The organism is Rhizobium sp. BK098 (assembly GCF_014193155.1).
Lineage (GTDB): Bacteria > Pseudomonadota > Alphaproteobacteria > Rhizobiales > Rhizobiaceae > Rhizobium.
Genome location: NZ_JACHYY010000002.1, coordinates 836,624 through 854,074, shown reverse-complemented (window position 1 = coordinate 854,074; position 17,451 = coordinate 836,624). Strand labels below are relative to the sequence as shown.

At 60.2% G+C, this 17,451-nt stretch carries 17 protein-coding genes; 10 read left to right on the top strand and 7 right to left on the bottom strand.

The features are described 5' to 3' along the window. Window positions 1–11: 11 nt before the first annotated feature. On the bottom strand, window positions 12–1,442 hold the full coding sequence (locus FHT73_RS09050) for an MFS transporter (protein ID WP_183711030.1): 1,431 nt from the start codon (window positions 1,440–1,442) through the stop codon (window positions 12–14). A gap of 346 nt (window positions 1,443–1,788) precedes the next feature. Here FHT73_RS09050 and FHT73_RS09045 point away from each other — a divergent pair, with 346 nt between their 5' ends. Further along, the gene (locus FHT73_RS09045; protein WP_183711028.1) at window positions 1,789–2,661 is read left to right on the top strand and encodes an MBL fold metallo-hydrolase; all 873 of its coding nucleotides are present in this window, start codon (window positions 1,789–1,791) and stop codon (window positions 2,659–2,661) included. A gap of 29 nt (window positions 2,662–2,690) precedes the next feature. On the opposite strand, the gene FHT73_RS09040 is transcribed toward FHT73_RS09045, so the two are convergent. After that, entirely contained in the window at window positions 2,691–3,608 is a 918-nt protein-coding gene (locus tag FHT73_RS09040) for an alpha/beta hydrolase (protein WP_183711133.1), read from the bottom strand. 307 nt (window positions 3,609–3,915) lie between these two features. On the opposite strand from FHT73_RS09040, the gene guaB reads away from it, so the two are divergent. From guaB to FHT73_RS09015, 5 genes are all read left to right on the top strand, one after another. After that, a complete protein-coding gene (gene guaB, locus FHT73_RS09035) occupies window positions 3,916–5,400 on the top strand; it encodes an IMP dehydrogenase (protein ID WP_112335356.1) in 1,485 nt (494 codons plus the stop codon). Between the two features lie 3 nt (window positions 5,401–5,403). Then, window positions 5,404–5,994, top strand: coding sequence for a hypothetical protein (locus FHT73_RS09030; protein ID WP_183711026.1), 591 nt, complete (start codon window positions 5,404–5,406; stop codon window positions 5,992–5,994). A gap of 150 nt (window positions 5,995–6,144) precedes the next feature. Continuing rightward, a complete protein-coding gene (locus FHT73_RS09025; protein WP_183711024.1) occupies window positions 6,145–6,567 on the top strand; it encodes an MAPEG family protein in 423 nt (140 codons plus the stop codon). Between the two features lie 145 nt (window positions 6,568–6,712). Further along, on the top strand, window positions 6,713–7,594 hold the full coding sequence (locus tag FHT73_RS09020; protein ID WP_183711022.1) for a dienelactone hydrolase family protein: 882 nt from the start codon (window positions 6,713–6,715) through the stop codon (window positions 7,592–7,594). 198 nt (window positions 7,595–7,792) lie between these two features. Further along, window positions 7,793–8,425 carry a TetR/AcrR family transcriptional regulator gene (locus FHT73_RS09015; RefSeq protein WP_112398732.1) on the top strand — a complete coding sequence of 211 codons (633 nt, stop codon included), beginning with the start codon at window positions 7,793–7,795 and terminating at the stop codon, window positions 8,423–8,425. A 36-nt stretch (window positions 8,426–8,461) separates the two neighbouring features. Here the strand turns inward: FHT73_RS09015 and FHT73_RS09010 are convergent, their stop codons facing one another. Next, window positions 8,462–9,415, bottom strand: a complete 954-nt coding sequence (locus FHT73_RS09010) for a LysR substrate-binding domain-containing protein (protein WP_015338895.1) — start codon at window positions 9,413–9,415, stop codon at window positions 8,462–8,464. Window positions 9,416–9,615: 200 nt separating this feature from the next. Here FHT73_RS09010 and FHT73_RS09005 point away from each other — a divergent pair, with 200 nt between their 5' ends. The 3 genes from FHT73_RS09005 (at window position 9,616) to FHT73_RS08995 (ending at window position 12,434) form a co-directional block, all read left to right on the top strand. Continuing rightward, complete coding sequence (locus tag FHT73_RS09005) at window positions 9,616–9,915, top strand: DUF1127 domain-containing protein (protein WP_112608233.1); 300 nt, start codon at window positions 9,616–9,618, stop codon at window positions 9,913–9,915. Window positions 9,916–10,107: 192 nt separating this feature from the next. Next, window positions 10,108–10,686 (top strand): dienelactone hydrolase family protein, encoded by a 579-nt coding sequence (locus FHT73_RS09000; protein WP_112608231.1) that lies wholly within the window; start codon window positions 10,108–10,110, stop codon window positions 10,684–10,686. A gap of 149 nt (window positions 10,687–10,835) precedes the next feature. Next, window positions 10,836–12,434 carry an ABC-F family ATP-binding cassette domain-containing protein gene (locus FHT73_RS08995; RefSeq protein ID WP_112608229.1) on the top strand — a complete coding sequence of 533 codons (1,599 nt, stop codon included), beginning with the start codon at window positions 10,836–10,838 and terminating at the stop codon, window positions 12,432–12,434. Between the two features lie 8 nt (window positions 12,435–12,442). On the opposite strand, the gene FHT73_RS08990 is transcribed toward FHT73_RS08995, so the two are convergent. The 3 genes from FHT73_RS08990 to FHT73_RS08980 form a co-directional block, all read right to left on the bottom strand. Next, entirely contained in the window at window positions 12,443–13,321 is an 879-nt protein-coding gene (locus FHT73_RS08990) for an aldo/keto reductase family oxidoreductase (RefSeq protein WP_112608227.1), read from the bottom strand. 121 nt (window positions 13,322–13,442) lie between these two features. After that, a complete protein-coding gene (locus FHT73_RS08985) occupies window positions 13,443–14,312 on the bottom strand; it encodes a DUF937 domain-containing protein (protein WP_183711020.1) in 870 nt (289 codons plus the stop codon). Window positions 14,313–14,446: 134 nt separating this feature from the next. Beyond that, window positions 14,447–15,820 (bottom strand): glutamate--cysteine ligase, encoded by a 1,374-nt coding sequence (locus FHT73_RS08980; protein ID WP_183711018.1) that lies wholly within the window; start codon window positions 15,818–15,820, stop codon window positions 14,447–14,449. A gap of 243 nt (window positions 15,821–16,063) precedes the next feature. On the opposite strand from FHT73_RS08980, the gene FHT73_RS08975 reads away from it, so the two are divergent. After that, window positions 16,064–16,678 carry a LysE family translocator gene (locus FHT73_RS08975; protein ID WP_183711016.1) on the top strand — a complete coding sequence of 205 codons (615 nt, stop codon included), beginning with the start codon at window positions 16,064–16,066 and terminating at the stop codon, window positions 16,676–16,678. A gap of 4 nt (window positions 16,679–16,682) precedes the next feature. Here the strand turns inward: FHT73_RS08975 and FHT73_RS08970 are convergent, their stop codons facing one another. Next, window positions 16,683–17,420 (bottom strand): 16S rRNA (uracil(1498)-N(3))-methyltransferase, encoded by a 738-nt coding sequence (locus FHT73_RS08970; protein ID WP_183711014.1) that lies wholly within the window; start codon window positions 17,418–17,420, stop codon window positions 16,683–16,685. Between the last annotated feature and the right edge of the window lie 31 nt (window positions 17,421–17,451).

Here is a 17,451-nt window from a genome sequence, read left to right as displayed (position 1 = left end):
GGGCTGGACCATCACTTTGCGGCCGTCTGCTCCACCTGCGGCTGTACCACTGCGACACGCTTGAGGCCAGCCTTGTGGCCGGAAACCATGGCGCCAGCGCTGCGATCCATGCGGATGAAGGGGATGGTGGCGACCACGGTCAGGATCGAAATGCAGAAGAACGCGATATGGAAATCGCGAACCTGTAGCTGCGTGCCGCTGAAGAAGGTCGAGGCTTCCAGGATCATGGCGGCGACGGCAACGCCGAGCGCCAGGCTGATCTGCTGCATGACCGAGCTCATCGATGTCGCCTGGCTTGCCTGCTTGTCGGTGATATCGGCAAAGGCGAGCGCATTGATGCCGGTGAAAAAGAACGAGCGCGAGAAGCCGCCGATCAGCAGGATGCCGACAATGATGAGATGCGACGTCCACGGCTGGAAAAGGCCGGTGCAGATCGTCGTGACTGTCGTGACGGCAGCAGCCGAAAGCAGCGCCGTCTTGAAGCCGACGGCGGTGAAGACGCGGCGCGCGATGAACTTGGTAGAGATCGCACCGATCGCGCCGGCAAAGGTGATGAGGCCGGACTGGAACGGATTAAGGCCGAAGCCGAGCTGCAGCATCAGCGGCGTTAAGAACGGCATGGCGCCGATGCAGATGCGGAACAGCGTGCCGCCCGTCACCGAGGCACGGAAGGTGGCGTTCTTCAGCAGCGTGAGATCGAGGATCGGCGCCGGATGTCGGCGCGCATGGCCGATATAGAGGAAGCCGCAGACGAAGCCGATGACGACGGCCGAGATGCCGATATACGGCGGCAGCGCCGGCAGGCTGATGACGGACATGCCGAAAACGACCCCGGAGGCGGCAAAGGACGTCAGCAGGAAGCCGATGACATCGAGCTTCGGTGGCTTGGTCGCTTCCACCTCAGGCAGGAAGATTGACGCCAAGATCACGCCGAGGATGCCGACGGGAACGTTGATCAGGAAGATCCAGTGCCAGGAAGCATAGGTGGTGATGAAACCGCCGAGCGGCGGGCCGGCAAGCGGGCCGACGAGCGCCGGGATGGAAAGCAGCGCCATGGCCGAAACCAGGTCGCTTTTCTGCGTGGTGCGCACCAGCACAAGGCGCCCGACCGGAGTCATCATCGAGCCGCCAACGCCCTGCAGGAAGCGGGCGAAGACGAATTCCAGCAGGCCGCCCGAAAAGGCGCACATGATGGAACCGATGACGAAGACGCAGATGGCAACACGGAAGATGTTCTTCGCGCCGAAGCGATCCGCCATCCAGCCGCTGATCGGGATGAAGACGGCCAGCGACACCATGTAGGAGGTCAGGGCCAGCTTGAGCGTGATCGGGCCGACATGGAGATCGTTGGCGATGGCCGGCAGCGCTGTCGCGATGACGGTGGAATCCATCTGTTCCATGAAGAGAGCGACGGCGAGGATCAATGGAACGATGCGATTCATAGGCATTTGCCTCGATAGGTCTGTCTGCGGTAAGGCTATCGCTATTGGCGCGATCAGCCGCTCTGTAGTCCTATGCGAGGCCGCTGCCAATCCCGGATCTTGCTCCATGAATGCTTGGGGATCACGTCTTCGTGATGGCCGCTGTCGCTGGCGCGAAACACAGGGTTTGACATATGCTAAGAGCATGTAAATGCTAAACGCATAAAACATCGTTCGGTGTATTAGCGGATTCGGATCGTCTTGTCATGACCAATTTTCGGTCAAGCAGCATGTGTTCCAGGGCCCTTGCTGCCGACGACGTCGATAGGCGCAGCTTACGTTGCGCGTCAGCACAAGGAGTAAGTTCATGACTGCCGTCCTGCCCCCGGATACGCATCAGTTCAAATTGGGATCCTGCACCGTAACCGTCGTCAAGGACGGCGCCAGCATCATGGATAATCCCTGGGAGACCTTTGGCTCGAACCAGGCCCCCGATACGGTTCGCAAATTGCTGGAGCAGAATTTCCTGCCGACGGAAAAGCTCGTGAACAGCTATGCGCCCGCCATCATCGATACCGGTTCCGACGTGATCGTCGTCGATACCGGCTTTGGTGCAGCCGGACGCGCGCGTGGCCTCGGCCGTTTTCGCGAGGGGCTGAAGGCCGTCGGCTACACGCCGGAACAGGTCACCGTCGTCGCGCTCACGCATCTGCATGGCGATCACATCAACGGACTGATGGAGGAGGGCGGCCCGGCGTTTCCGAACGCTCGCTACGTTACCGGCGAGATCGAGTATGGGTTCTGGACGGATAAGGCGCGTGAGGGAACGCCGGCGGAAGGCGGGCATAAGGCGGTGCTCGCGAATGTCGTGCCCTTCGCCGAGAAGATGACCTTCCTTAGGGATGGCGATCAGATCGTCAGCGGCATGACCGCCATGCTGGCGCCGGGCCACACCCTCGGCCATCTCGTTTTCCACCTGGAATCCGGCGGCAGGCAGCTCGTCATGACCGGCGACACCGCCAATCACCATGTCCTCTCGCTCGGCCGCCCGGACTGGGACGTGCGTTTCGATATGGACAAGCCGCAGGCGGCCAAGACCCGCCGCCGCATCTTCGACATGATCGCCGCCGACCGCATCCCCTTCCTCGGCTTCCACATGCCTTTCCCCGCCGTCGGTTTCGTCGAAAAGCAGCCGGAAGGCTTCCGCTACATTCCGAAAAGCTACCAGTTCGATGTTTGAGGACAGCGACTCGACGGCGGGATGTAAGCTCAGGAACGGTCGCGAAAGAGACCACTATCTTGATGCATAACGGCACGGATGGCGTCTGCAAAAGCAGCAGGCGCCTCTTGCGGCAGATTGTGTCCGACCCCTGCAATAATGCGCCGCTGATAAAACGCGGCCTTGCAATTCCGCGCGGCGTGGTCGATTGCATCAGGTGGATCGACACTGTCGTCGGCACCTTGCAGAACAAAGGTTGGCACGACGATATCAGGTTGCTTGGCTAGTTCTGCCTCTATGGACTGCAGCTCTGGATCTCCGGGAATGCCGCCGAACCGATGTCGATAGGAATGAATGACGACATCGACAAAATCCGGATTTTCAAATGCCGCAAAGCTCTGTTCGTAAGTTGCGTCATCGAAAGTCCATGTGGGAGACCATAGCTGCCAGATGAAACGGCAAAGCTCGCGGCGTTTCTCGGTCAGTCCTCTTCGGCCACGCTCCGAATGAAAGTAATATTGATACCAATAGCGATATTCCTCTTCAGGCGACTTGGGTTGGGCGGCGGCGGCGATGTTCTGAATGTTGTATCCCATTCCGCAACTGACCAGCCCGCGAACGCGCTCGGGCCAGAGTGCAGCAACGATGCACGCCGCGCGGCCACCCCAATCATAGCCGCCAAGCGTTGCTGAAGAGATGCCAAGTGCGTCCATGAAAGCCAGAAGGTCCGCACCTAGAGCGGCTTGTTCTCCTGACCGGAAGGTCTCGTCGGAAAGGAATCGCGTCGAGCCGAATCCACGCAAAAACGGCACGAAACAATGCCATCCATCTACAGCAAGTTGCTCAACTACCTGGTCATAAGCATGAATGTCATATGGAAAGCCGTGCAAAAGGATCACCGGCTGGCCGTCGAGTGGTCCGCTTTCACGATAGGCAATTTCCAGAACGCCGGCTGTGACCTTCTTCATGTGCCATTCCTCTTCCGGCCAGATGCGCATGTGATTTTTCTAACATGACAAAACCGGTTTTTGACAACAAGTGGAAATCTTCAAACTCGCGCGGCGCGGAAATTGCTTGGCCGGATCGGTTCTTGCAACGTGGCTGTTCGGACATGAGCATGCCAAGGCTAGCATACCTGCCCATTGCTTTTTGCTATTCCCTTCCTGTCATAGACGTGTTACCAGCCCTCGCCAACTTCCAAGCAACACTTGCAAGATCGCCCGGTAGACGATTCGTTCCGGGCTTTCATGTTTTTCACAGACGAAGGAATTGGCCATGGCACGCATCATTGAAACGTCAACCGGGTTGGATGCTCTGACATTCGACGACGTGCTCCTGCAGCCGGGACACTCCGAGGTCATGCCGGGCCAGACGAATATCGCCACGCGCATCGCCCAGGACATCGAGCTCAATCTCCCGATCCTCTCTGCCGCCATGGACACGGTGACGGAAAGCCGCCTTGCGATCGCCATGGCTCAGGCCGGCGGCATGGGTGTTATCCACCGTAATCTGACACCGGTGCAGCAGGCCGAAGAGGTCCGCCAGGTCAAGAAGTTCGAAAGCGGCATGGTCGTCAATCCGGTCACCATCGGTCCGGACGCAACGCTCGCCGAAGCGCTCAGCCTGATGAAGGCGCATGGCATTTCCGGCATTCCGGTCGTCGAAAAGTCGCACCGCCTCGTCGGCATCCTCACCAACCGCGACGTTCGCTTCGCCTCCGATCCCCAGCAGAAGATCTACGAGCTGATGACCCGCGAGAATCTCGTGACGGTCAAGGACGGGGTTCAGCAGCATGAAGCCAAACGCCTGCTGCACACGCACCGCATCGAAAAGCTACTTGTCGTCGATGGCGACAGCCGTCTCGTCGGCCTGATCACCGTCAAGGATATCGAGAAGTCACAGCTGAACCCGCACGCTTCGAAGGATGCCCAGGGCCGCCTTCGCGCCGCAGCCGCCATCAGCGTCGGCGACGATGGCTATGAGCGGGCCGAGCGCCTGATCGACGCCGGCGTCGACCTTCTGGTCGTCGATACCGCCCACGGTCACTCGCAGCGCGTTCTCGATGCCGTCACCCGCGTCAAGAAGCTGTCCAACTCCGTCCGCATCATGGCCGGCAACGTCGCCACCTATGATGGCACTCGCGCGCTGATCGATGCAGGCGCGGATGCCGTCAAGGTCGGTATCGGCCCTGGCTCCATCTGCACGACCCGTATCGTCGCCGGCGTCGGCGTGCCGCAGCTGGCCGCCATCATGTCGGCGGTGCAGGCAGCGCAGGATCAGAACATCCCGATTATCGCCGATGGCGGCATCAAGTTCTCCGGTGACCTGGCAAAGGCGATCGCCGCCGGCGCATCCGCTGCGATGATCGGTTCGCTGCTGGCTGGCACGGATGAAAGCCCCGGCGAGGTCTATCTCTACCAGGGTCGCTCCTTCAAGGCCTATCGCGGCATGGGCTCCGTCGGGGCCATGGCGCGCGGCTCGGCGGATCGCTACTTCCAGGCCGAGGTTCGCGACACGCTGAAGCTTGTGCCGGAAGGCATCGAAGGCCAGGTTCCCTACAAGGGGCCTGTCTCTGGCGTGCTGCATCAGCTCGCAGGCGGCCTCAAGGCAGCCATGGGCTATGTCGGCGGCGCCGATCTCAAGGATTTCCAGGAGCGCGCCACCTTCGTGCGCATCTCTGGCGCCGGCCTGCGCGAAAGCCACGCCCACGATGTCACGATCACCCGCGAAAGCCCGAACTATCCGGGTGCAGGTGGCTGATAGATGGCTGATCGCGCTTCTGGCAACGTCAGGTCCCTCGAGGGCCTGACGGCGATCCTCGCAGCGCTTTCGCTGGCACTGCTCGCCTGGATTTATGCCGGTTTCATGCGCGCCTTTAGCAATGCCGCAGCCGGCCAGCAGATGCTCGATGCGCATATCGGCGGCTATGAGCGTGAAGACGTCGTCGCCATGCTGCGCTATCTCAAGGATCACCCCGATCCGGCTGCGATCCTGCATTCCATGTATCTCGGGCCTGAGCTGATCTTCCCGCTGGTGCTGGGTGGATTGTTGTTCTGCCTGATGCGGCTCGTCGGCCCCGGCGGCTTTTTCTTCGGCCGGCCGATTCCACCTGGCGCGACCGCAGTCATCTTCTGCTTGCCGATCTTCTACGCGCTTGTCGATTATGCCGAGAATATTGCCGGCCTGATGCTCTACCCGCCGGCAACGCCCTCCGATGCCACGGTATCGCTGCTGGCCGGCCTGCTGCCCATCATCGTCAGGCTGAAATTCCTGACGCTGGTTGTGACGGTGATTCTGCTGGCCCGCTTTGCGATTTTTCGCTACCTCTCGCCGGACGGCTCTAAACCGTCCTGATCGACTATAGCGCCGCGCGTCATACGTGACGCGCAAAGGTCGCTATAGCATTTTAGATCTACTGTATAGCTTTGTCCTTAAGTCGATTCCGATTTAAGGACAAAGCTATACAGTGGTTCAGTTTTCGGAAGTTTCAAAGGAGTTGGCGGCGTGACAGGCTATGAAATGTTCTGGCCCATGATGGCGCATGCGGTACTGGTCTTCATCCTTTATGCGCTCCTCGGATGGCGCCGCCGCGTGCTGGTGAAGGCCGGCCGCATCCAGCCAGCGCAATTCCGCGAAAACCATACAGCCGACGAACCGGCGGAAAGCCTGGTGGTGCGAAACAGCCTCGCCAATCAGTTCGAGCTGCCCTTGCTTTTCCATGTCGGTTGTATCGTCCTCTACACCGCTCAGGCGGATAATCTGCCGGCCGTAATCCTCGCCTGGATCTTCGTTGCCACGCGCTACGCGCATGCCTTCGTGCATGTGACCAGCAACGATCTGCGCTATCGCAGCCCGCTCTTCACTCTCGGCTTTGCAGCCCTGGTCTGCATGTGGGGCTGGCTTGGCATCTGGCTCGCCTTCTCCTGAGGCTGCCTGCATTCCGTAAGCCGCAACCTGCGGTAACGCGTTTGTGTTTTTCCTTTACCGTTACGCCGACATCGGTTGACCTATCTTGTCAGCGAATGGTGGGCTGCTTGTTGCCTACCGCCGGGGAAATAGGGAGAACAGGATCATGAGCACGGAAAAGCCGGTCGTGACGCAGGCGATGATCAACGCCTATGACGAATACACGCATCTGACGCTCGATCGTCGGGGTTTCATGGAAAAGCTGACCAAGCTTGCAGGCTCGGCGGGTGCCGCCGCTGCCATCGCGCCGCTGCTCGCGGCCAATAAGGCCAGCGCCGAGATCATTGCCGCCGATGACGGCAGGCTGGACGCAAAGGATGTGACGTTCGCCGGCAGCAAAGGCGAGATGAAGGGCTATCTCGTCCGCCCGAAAGATGCAGCCGGCAAGCTCGGCGGGGTCATCGTCATCCACGAGAATCGCGGCCTCAATCCGCATATCCGCGATGTCGCCCGCCGCATGGCGCTGGAAGGCTTCGTGGTGCTGGCGCCCGATTTCCTCTCCCCGCTCGGCGGCACGCCCGAGGACGAGGACAAGGCGCGCGACATGTTCACCAATCTCGATCCGGCATTGACGGCCGCTAACGCCGAGGCGAGCCTGACCTATCTCGCCAAGACGGATGGCGCCAACGGCAAGGTCGGCGCCGTCGGCTTCTGCTGGGGCGGCGGCCTCGTCAACCGTTTCGCGACCATCTCGCCGGAGCTGAAGGCGGGCGTTGCCTATTATGGCGCGCAGCCGCCGGCGGACGACGTGCCTGACATCAAGGCTGCCCTCCTGTTGCACTATGCCGGGTTGGACGATCGCATCAACGCCGGCATCGAGGCCTATCGCAAGGAGCTGCAGTCAGCCGGCAAGACCTTCGAGATCTTCGTCTATGAAGGCGTCAATCATGCCTTCAACAACGATACCTCGGCCGCCCGATACGACAAGAAAGCTGCTGACCTGGCCTGGGGCAGAACCGTCGATTTCCTGAGGAAGTACCTGTCCTAGAACGACGCGGATTGAGCATGCGGGCTCACCGATTACCGGGGTCGAAACCATGTCTTGGCCCCGATTCCGGAGTTCATTCTGACTCCTAAGTGATGATTAAAATTGGACTTTTCCCGTTTACGCGCATTGAACCCCTCAGGTGTCATAGCGTCGGCCGCGCTTGAGCGTCGTTCAGTGCGAGAATGAAACGGGAAGAGAATGAATCCGGATAATCCCGACCGTATAAACTTTCGAAAGAGGCCGCAGCAGGAGCGCAGCATCCAGCGTGTCGATGCCATCCTGTCGGTTGCGGCCGCGCTGATCGCCGAGAAGGGGGTGAGCGCGATGAAGATGACCGAACTGGCTACTGTTGCCGCAATCCCGATCGGCTCCGTCTATCAGTATTTCCCGGACAAGGCGGCGATCGTCCGTGCCTTGCTCGAACGCCATTCCAGCCGAATCCGGCAAAAGGTCGGAGAGGCTTTTGCTTTCGTGGCATCGCTCGATCATGCCATCGAGCTCGTCTGCACCATGATCGACTGGTATTATCGCGAGTTTCGCAGCGATCCCGCCTATATCGGCGTCTGGCTCGGCACGGATATCGACAGGGATATCCTCCAGCTCAACATTCAGCACAGCAATCGCGTCGCCGAAATTTTCCTGGAAAGTATTCGGCCTTTCCTGCCCGCTGAAAGTCGCATCGACCTTGAGGCACGCACGCAGCTGTTCAGCCATCTGATCGGCGCATCCATCCGCTTCGCCATCGTGAGCGAGGACGAGATGGCGCTACGTATGCTGTATGAATTGAAGCAGGTGATCCGCGTTACCTTGCTGGCAGAGCCGGCGCAGTAACGATTCCCGAAGGCGATTGGCTGGTGATCCCCGAGCTCACCAGCCCGGCAGAATGTGCCCGGCGCGCAGTCGCGGATAGAAGCGCGTATAGGTTTTCACCTCGCCATCGAGATCGTCATCCACCGCAGCCGGCGTGATGTTGTCCAGGCAGGCCGAGATATGTGCGGTGATGGCGTTCATCAGCGATACGGACAGGCCGGCCCGCTTCATGATGCCGATTTGCACCGGCGGCAGCGGTGGGAAGCCATCGGCCTGGGTCAGCACCTTCATGCCGGTCCTGAGCGCCGATTCCGGCATGACCGAAACCGCCATGCCAGCGAGCACGGCCGCGGCAACGACGGTGCAGGACCAGCTGGTGAACAGGATCTGATAGTCGCGGCCGCCGGCGTCGAGCGCCGAGCAGGCAAGCTGGCGCCACTGACAGTCGCGCCGCCCGACGGCGAGCGGAATGGGCGCATCGTCGCGCAGCGGATGATTGGCCGAGCCGACCCAGCAAAGTGGTTCCGTTCGCACGACATCCGACATGCGTTCACGCGGATTGTGGGTGACGAGCGCGATATCGAGCTCGCCGCGATGCATGCGCTCGGCGAGATCGACCGAGGGTTCGCAGACGATGTAGAGCTCGACATTCGGGTGCGTCTTGGCAAAACGGCCGATGATTTCGGGCATGTAGCGGTCGGCATAATCGTCCGGCGTGCCGATGCGCAGCGTGCCCTCGAGCCGATTGTCGTCGAAAGCCGCCATCGCCTCGTTGTTCAGGCGAATGATGCGGCGGGCATAGTTCAACAGCTTGTCGCCTTCCGCCGTCAGGCGGTTGCCGCGGCCATCCTTGATAAAGAGTTGCTTGCCGACGCGCTCTTCCAGCCGCCGCATCTGCATGGAGACGGCCGATTGCGTCTTGAACACGCGGTCGGCTGCCTTGGTGAAGCTTCCGGAATCCACGATTGCGATGAAGGTCTGCAACTGATCGATATCAAGCGGCGCGGACATGGGTTCACCTATAAAGGAGTTTGATAGTTATCATTAGAAACATTCGTTGGACTGATCAATAGGGCTTTGGCATCTTCTGAATGCAATTCAGCATACCAATCGAACAGAAACACCTGTCGAATTCCTCCCGGCCTACGCCCCTTTTCCGGATCATCGGAAAGGGGCTTGGCTCGCGTGTGCCCAAAGAAAGGAACACGGAAATGCGCACGACAGATCGGACCCTTGACCTCGGCCTAGCAACGCCATCGCTGTCGCTGACGGCACGCGTGGGGCTTGCTTTGAGCAATGTCGCATCGATCTGGCGCGCAATCCGAAATCGTAAGGAAATCGAATATCTGAATGAGTTGAACGACACTCAGTTGAGCGACATCGGCCTCACCAGGCAGGATTTGAACGCCGCGCTGACCACCTCGACCTTCTTCGGGGATCCGTCCGGCCATCTCACCAATTCCGCGCGTCGCTGCGCGCGCCTCTCCGCCTTCAGCAGCTTTAGAGGCTGATGGTGGACGATAGTTTCCCCGCAGGGTGATAGCCAATAAGCCCTGCCTCTTTCCCGGTGTTCGGCCCAAGGGCCAACACCGGGTTTTTTCTTTCTGAAGACCGGGTTTTCGTCATGGATCACGCGCGGGCAAGTTGCCTCCTGCAGCAACTGTCTTATCTAACGACTTGATCCGAACAGCAGGGAAGTGATGATGGCAACGGTGATCTTCTTCCACTCCGTCTATGGTCTGCGGTCGCTCGAGCATGAGGCGGTCGAGCGTGTGCAGGCGGCCGGGCACAAGGCCTTCGCGCCGGATCTCTATGATGGGCTGATCGCCCGATCGATCGAAGAAGGGTTCGAATTCAAGGACGAGATCGGCTGGGAAACGATCTGCGAGCGCGCCGAATGGGCGCTGGCCGGGCTGCCGGCCTCGACCGTGTTGGCCGGCTTTTCAATGGGGGCCGGCGTTATCTCCAGCCTCTGGCCCAAGCGGGAAAAGACGGCCGGCATCCTTTTGCTGCATGGCGTCGCCCCGATCGCCGAGAACACGCGCAAGGGTCTGCCCTTGCAGCTGCATCTGGCCGAACCGGACCCGTTCGAACCAGAGGAAGACGTTGCCGCCTGGCGGCAGGCCGTCGAGCGCTCCGGAACCGCTGCAGAGATTTTTCGATATCCGGGCGGCGGCCATCTCTATACCGATGCCAGCCTACCCGATTATAACGCCAGGGCTGCCGATCTCACCTGGAAGCGTGTCATAGACTTCCTTGGCGCCATCGATGCCAATGCGTGAAATGCCCGCATCTTCACTCGCAGGACTTGAACTGAAGATGCCGCTCGCCTAGTTTATGAGCATCGTTGATACCAACAGGATGTGTGCAGCAATGGATTTCACCTCGACCGCAATGCCGTTCAGCCTTGCCATCGAGGACATTCATGTTCATGCCCATATCCATCGTTCTATCCAATCTTTCGTGGTCCACGCCTGACGGCCGGCCGCTTCTTTCTAATCTCGATCTGAGCTTCGGCGCTGAGCGCACCGGCCTCGTCGGGCGCAACGGCGTCGGCAAAACGACGCTGATCAAGCTCATCTCCGGCGAGTTGCAGCCGCAATCCGGCAGCATCTCGTTCAACGGCCGATTGGGAATCCTGCGCCAGAGCGTGCAGGTGGAGGCGGACGAAACCGTTGCCGATCTTTTTGGCGCAAGCAAAGCCCTTGCCGTGTTGAAACGGGCGGAAGCCGGCGAGGCGACCAATGACGAACTCGTCTTGGCCGACTGGACGCTCGAGGCGCGCATCGCCGCAGCCCTTGATCGTGTCGGGCTTGACGTCACTCCGGAAACGCCTCTCGTGGCCCTGTCCGGCGGACAGCGCACGCGCTGCGGCCTGGCTGCCCTTATCGTCGACGATCCGGATTTCCTCATTCTCGACGAACCCACCAACAATCTCGATCGTGACGGTCGCGCCGCTGTCATCCATCTGCTTGCGGGCTGGAGGGCAGGCGCCATTGTCATCAGCCATGACCGTGAGCTGCTCGATACCATGGATGCGATCGTCGAACTGACATCGCTCGGCGCCTCACGCTATGGCGGCAACTGGAGCCAATATCGCGAACGTAAGGCGCTGGAGCTTTCCGCCGCCGAGCATGATTTCGCCGAGGCGGAGAAGCGTATCGCCGAAGTGGAGAGAAGCGCCCAGGCAGCCGTCGAGCGGCAAGCGAGGCGGGACAAAGCCGGCCGAAAGATGGCGGCAAAGGGCGGTATTCCGCGCATCATGCTCGGCGGTTTGAAGGAGCGGGCCGAAATGACGAGCGCAGAAAAGACGCGGCTTGCCGAACGCCGCCGCTCCCAAGCCCTGCAGGATGCCGCCGCCGCCCGCGAAAAGATCGAGATCCTGCAGCCCCTGGCCGTCAAGCTGCCGACATCGGGATTGCCGGCAAACAGGATCGTCCTCAGGATGGAAGGCGTCACCGCTGGCTACGAGCCAGAACGGCCGATCCTGCGCGACTTCAATTTCATCATGACGGGGCCGGAGCGTGTTGCCGTCGCCGGGCCGAACGGCTCAGGCAAAACGACACTGCTGGCATTGGTCTCCGGCGCGCTAAAACCCGGGAGCGGCACGGTGCGGGTCGTCCATTCCGCCCTGCTAGATCAGCGAGTGAGCCTGCTTGATCCATCCCTTTCGATTCGCGATAATTTCCGGCGGATCAACCCGGATGCGGACGAAAATGCCTGCCGAGCCGCCCTGGCGCGCTTCATGTTTCGGGCTGATGCCGCGCTGCAGATTGTCTCCAGCCTGAGCGGCGGCCAGCTTCTGCGGGCCGGACTTGCTTGTGTACTTGGCGGCGCGATGGCGCCTTCGTTGCTGATCCTCGATGAACCGACCAATCATCTGGATATCGACTCCATCGCCGCGGTTGAAGCCGGGCTGCGGGCCTATGACGGCGCGCTTCTGGTTGTCAGCCACGACGAGGTGTTTCTCAACAATATCGGCATAGAGAGACGGCTCGAGCTCTCTGCCCGAGCCTTCTCGGATCGGTGAGAGGTGCGTCAAGCGTGGTCGGCACCGGCGATGCGATCGAGTTCGGCGATCGCATCTTCCGGAAGCTTCAGCTCGGCGGCCGCGATATTCTGCCTGAGGTGAGCAAGCGACGAGGTGCCTGGGATGAGCAGGATATTCGGCGCGCGCTGCAGCAGCCAGGCAAGCGCCACCTGCATTGGCGTGGCGTTCAGGCGCGCGGCCACATCGGAAAGCGCCGATGATTGCAGCGGTGTGAACCCACCGAGCGGGAAGAAGGGCACATAGGCGATGCCGTCGCGTTCCAGTTCATCGACCAGTGCATCATCCGTGCGCTGCGCCAGATTGTAGAGGTTCTGCACGCAGACGATCTCGGTGATCTTGCGCCCCTCGGCGATCTGGTTGCGCGTGACGTTGCTAAGCCCGATGTGACGCACCAGACCCTGCCGCTTGAACTCCGCAAGGGCGGTCAGCGGTGCCTCGATCGAACCCTCGGTCGGGTGATGTGGATTGATCATGACGCGAAGGTTGACGACATCGAGCACGTCGAGCTGCAGATTGCGCAGATTGTCGTGCACCGCCTGCTTCAGCTCATCGGCGGAAAAGGCCGGCAGCCAGGAGGCATCAGCGCCGCGCCGCGCGCCGATTTTGGTGACGATGACGAGATCGTCGCGATAGGGATGGAGCGCTTCCCGGATCAGCTGGTTGGTCACATGCGGACCGTAGAAGTCGCTGGTATCGATATGGTTGACGCCCAAGGCGATGGCCTCGCGGAGGACTGCGAGCGCGGTGTCATGGTCCTTCGGCGGGCCGAATACTCCGGGGCCTGCTAGCTGCATGGCGCCGTAGCCGATCCGTTTGACCTTGCTGTCCCCAAGGCTAAAGCTGCCGGATTGATCGATGCTGGACATGCTATCTCCTTTTCAAGATGAAATAAGAAATAGGCTCAGTCTTAGTGTGTGATAATCGGGCGCAATCCGCACGGCCCGTGCGGAATAGCGAACAATGGAACGGAATACGATCAGCCGAATGTCACTTCTGTTCTGGGGCTGGCTTGTCCTCGGTCTTCAAATAGCTGTCGAAGATCGCTTCCATGTTCTTTTGATAATTCTTCTGCACTTCCAGGCCGCTATCGAACATGGCGTTGAACATCTCGGTATAAGCGGCCATGTCGACCCCGGCAGCGGGCTTTGCCTTCGGCTCTTCCTTTGGCGGCTCCGATGGCATCGGGAAGTTCTTCATCATGTCCTGAAACGCCTTGGCGAAGGGATTGTCGAGGAAAGGATTGGTCGGCGCCGGCTTCTCGCGCTTGACGGCATCGGCGCCGAACATCAGCTCCATCGCCTGGGTGAAGGGATTGTCGAAGATGCTTGCCTGCGGCGTCGGCTGCTGTTTGGGCGCAAAGCCGATGCTCTGCAGCCAGCCCTGCATCATTTCGCCCATATCGGTGTTGAGAAAGGGATTGGTCATTTGCGGGATTTGGCCGCTCGTCTCCTTGAACAGACCGCCCATCAGCGTATCGGCCATGGCGGGCAGCATGCGCTTGTAGATTTCCTGCCCGATGCCGGTCATCTGCGCTGCCTGCGCCGCGATCGCACGGGAAACGTCTTTGGAACCAAACAGCCGTCCGAGCACCGCATTGCCGTCGGCAATGCCCTCGGGCGTAAAGGCCTTGGTCATGTCCTCGAAATATTTAGCATAGGAGCCCGAGCTGATGTCCTGCATCACGCCCATGAAATTATAGGGATCGGTGGCGCTGCGCTTGAAGCCGGAGGAAAAGGCAGGCATCAGCGCGGCCATCGCCTTCGCCGCCTGCTCCTGCGCAAGACTGAACTGCTTGGCCATGGCCTCCGTGGCGGCGCCATTCTGTGCCTGCATCATCATGTCGAAGAGTGGCAGCATCGAAGTCCCTTTCCCCGCTATGAGGCCGCTTCGGAATCAGGCGGCGCTTGATTCCGATAGTATAGCGGAAAAAAGAGGGCGCATACCGGTTTCTGCCGTGAACTCGCTAGGCCGCGACGGCAGATAACCGCCTATCAGTATTGATATTCCTCGAAGATCGGTTCGACAGACTGGTTCCAGCGGCCATTGTAGAGCATCAGCAGATCGTCAGCGAGTGTACCCTTCTTGGCAAGCACCTCGTCGAGCGGCGAAAGGAAGACGGTTTCGTCCTGGCCGTCGCCATTCAAGCGCTTCCGGTTCTTCAGGCCTAGGCGCGAAATGCCGACCACTTCGCGTGCAATATCAAGTAGACCGTGGCCCTTGATGGAAGCCTTCAAGCCCTGCGCCGGCACCACATCACGCAGTGCGTTGACCTCTTGGAAGTTCCAGTCCTTGGTCAGCTCGTCGGCCGCCGTTAGCGCCTCATCGTCATAGAGCAGGCCGACCCAGAAGGCCGGCAACGCACAGATGCGGCGCCACGGGCCACCATCTGCGCCGCGCATTTCGAGGAAGCGCTTGAGGCGAACATCCGGGAAGAGGGTGGAGAGATGGTTCGTCCAATCGCCCATCGTCGGTTGCCAATCGGCGATTTCGCCCTTGAGCGCTCCATCCATGAACTGGCGGAAAGTGACATGCGTACAGTCGTGATAACGGCCGTCGCGAACGACGAAATACATGGGAACGTCGAGCGCCCACTTCACATAGTCTTCGAAGCCGAAATCGTCGCGGAACGTGAAATCGAGCAGGCCGCCGCGGCGGTTGTCGGTATCTTTCCAGATTTCGCCGCGCCAGGAAGAAAGCCCGTTCGGCTTGCCCTCGGTGAAGGGAGAGGAGGCAAAGAGCGCTGTTGCCAGCGACTGCAGTTTCATCGACACGCGCATCTTGCGGCGCATATCCGCTTCCGAGGAAAAGTCGAGATTCACCTGGATGGTGCAGGTGCGATACATCATATCGAGACCCATGGTGCCGACCTTCGGCATGTAGCGGGTCATGATGTCGTAGCGCGATTTCGGCATGCGCGGCGTTTCGGCAAGGGTCCACTTCGGACTGCCGCCGACACCGAGGAAACGGATGCCCATCGGTTCGGCGATCTCGCGCACCGTCGCCAGATGATTGTTGGATTCCTTGCAGGTCTGGTGGATGGTTTCGAGCGGCGCGCCGGAAAGCTCGAACTGACCGCCCGGCTCGATCGAGATCGCGCCCATGCCCGTGGGTTCACCGAGCCCGATGATGTTGTCGCCGTCCATGATCGGATCCCAGCCACTCTTCTTCTGCAGTCCCGTGAGGAGCGCGGAAATGCTGGCTTCGCCGAAATAGGGGACCGGGCTGTTGTCGGCGCGAAAGAACACGAATTTCTCGTGCTCGGTGCCGATACGGAATTTCTCCTTCGGCTTGTTGCCGGCGGCCAGATAGGCCGTCATTTCCGAGACCGAGGAGAGCGGAGTCTGGTCGGTGGTATCGCGCGCCATGGTATTACCTTAGATCTCGGAGAAGAGCCCGCGCCAGCCGCAGGTCAATTGGAGGGTGATTGACGCGGATTGACGTACGGTGCAAGTGAATTTCTTTCAAGGGTCGTTCAAAAAAATAGGATTTTATGTCTCGCAAGCGCATCACGCCAGTGGCAGGCACAAGCATATTTGCACAAGCGTTCAAGACGCCTCTCTATTCACGCCGCTAGTGTTGCTTCCGCTGACATCAAGCGGAGCACATCGATGAACGGTCCGAACGCCCTTTACTATTCCATACTGACACTGCTGCTTGCCTCGGTGGTCATCATGGGCAGCCCAGGCCCGTCCACGATCAGCGCGACAGCGATGGGCGCCGCCTATGGTTTCAGGCGGTCGCTCGCTTACGTTTCTGGTCTCATCGCAGGCACCGTAGCGGTCTTGCTGGCCGTCGCCGCCGGCGTCGTTGCGATTCTGCTGTCCGTGCCCCACGGCGCATTGCTGCTGACGGTGGTTTCCGCCGTCTATATCCTCTACCTCGCCTTCAAGATCGCCACGGCGCCGCCGCTGTCTCGCCGCGACGATCACGTTGCGGCGCCTGCCTTTTCTGGTGGTTTCCTGCTCGCCGTCGCCAATCCCAAGGCCTATCTGGCGATCGCTGCCGTCTTCGCCACTGTCAGCCTGTTTCAGGATCGGCGGCTGCTCGACACCACCGTCAAGATCGCGCTGCTCACGGCGATGATCGTTGCCATTCACATGGTTTGGCTGCTCGTCGGTGCTTCGCTATCCCGTTTCCTCCGATATCCGAAGATCTCGCGGATCGTCAACATCTCGCTCGCAATCCTGCTGGTCGTTGCGACCATCGTTGCAGTCTTGGAGTAAAGGGTCAGTTCCAGTCGCCGATTGCGGCTTGGATTACCGCCATGGCGGCAACGGCGGCCGTATCGGCGCGCAGGATGCGCGGCCCGAGCGGAATGGCGGTGACGAAATCGAGGCTGCGTAAGAGGGCACGCTCCTCTTCCGAAAAGCCGCCTTCGGGGCCGATCAGCAGCGCCCGATGGTTTTCTTTTACCTGCGTCAGCAGCGGCAGCGGATTTTGTCCGGTATCGCCTTCGTCGCAATAGATGATGCGGCGCTCGCGCGGCCAGCTTGCCAATAGATCGGCAAGCTTAACCGGCTCGGCGACGTCGGGAATGCCAAGAATGCCGCATTGCTCGGCAGCCTCGATGACGTTGGCCTTGACCTTGTCGAGATTGGTGATCTTCCCTTGCACATGCTGTGTCATGACCGGCTGCAGCAGGCCGGCACCCATCTCCACGGCCTTCTGAACGAGGTAGTCGAGGCGCCCAACCTTCAGCGGCGCGAAGAGATAATGCAGATCGGACGGGGCCGGCTGCGGGCGTGTCTCCTCGATCGGCGTCAGCAGGATGCGCTTGCGGGTGGGGAAGGAGACACTAACTTTCCACTCTCCGTCGCGGCCGTTGAAGATCAGGAGTTCGGCGCCATCCTCCATGCGCAGCACATTGGCGAGATAGTTGAACTGATCATGATCCGTCTCGATGGCAGTATCTGCCTTGATGTCGGACGTCACATACAGCCGCTGCATGCGGAAATTGGCGCGCATGGATAATTCCCGGAATTGCTTAGAACAATGA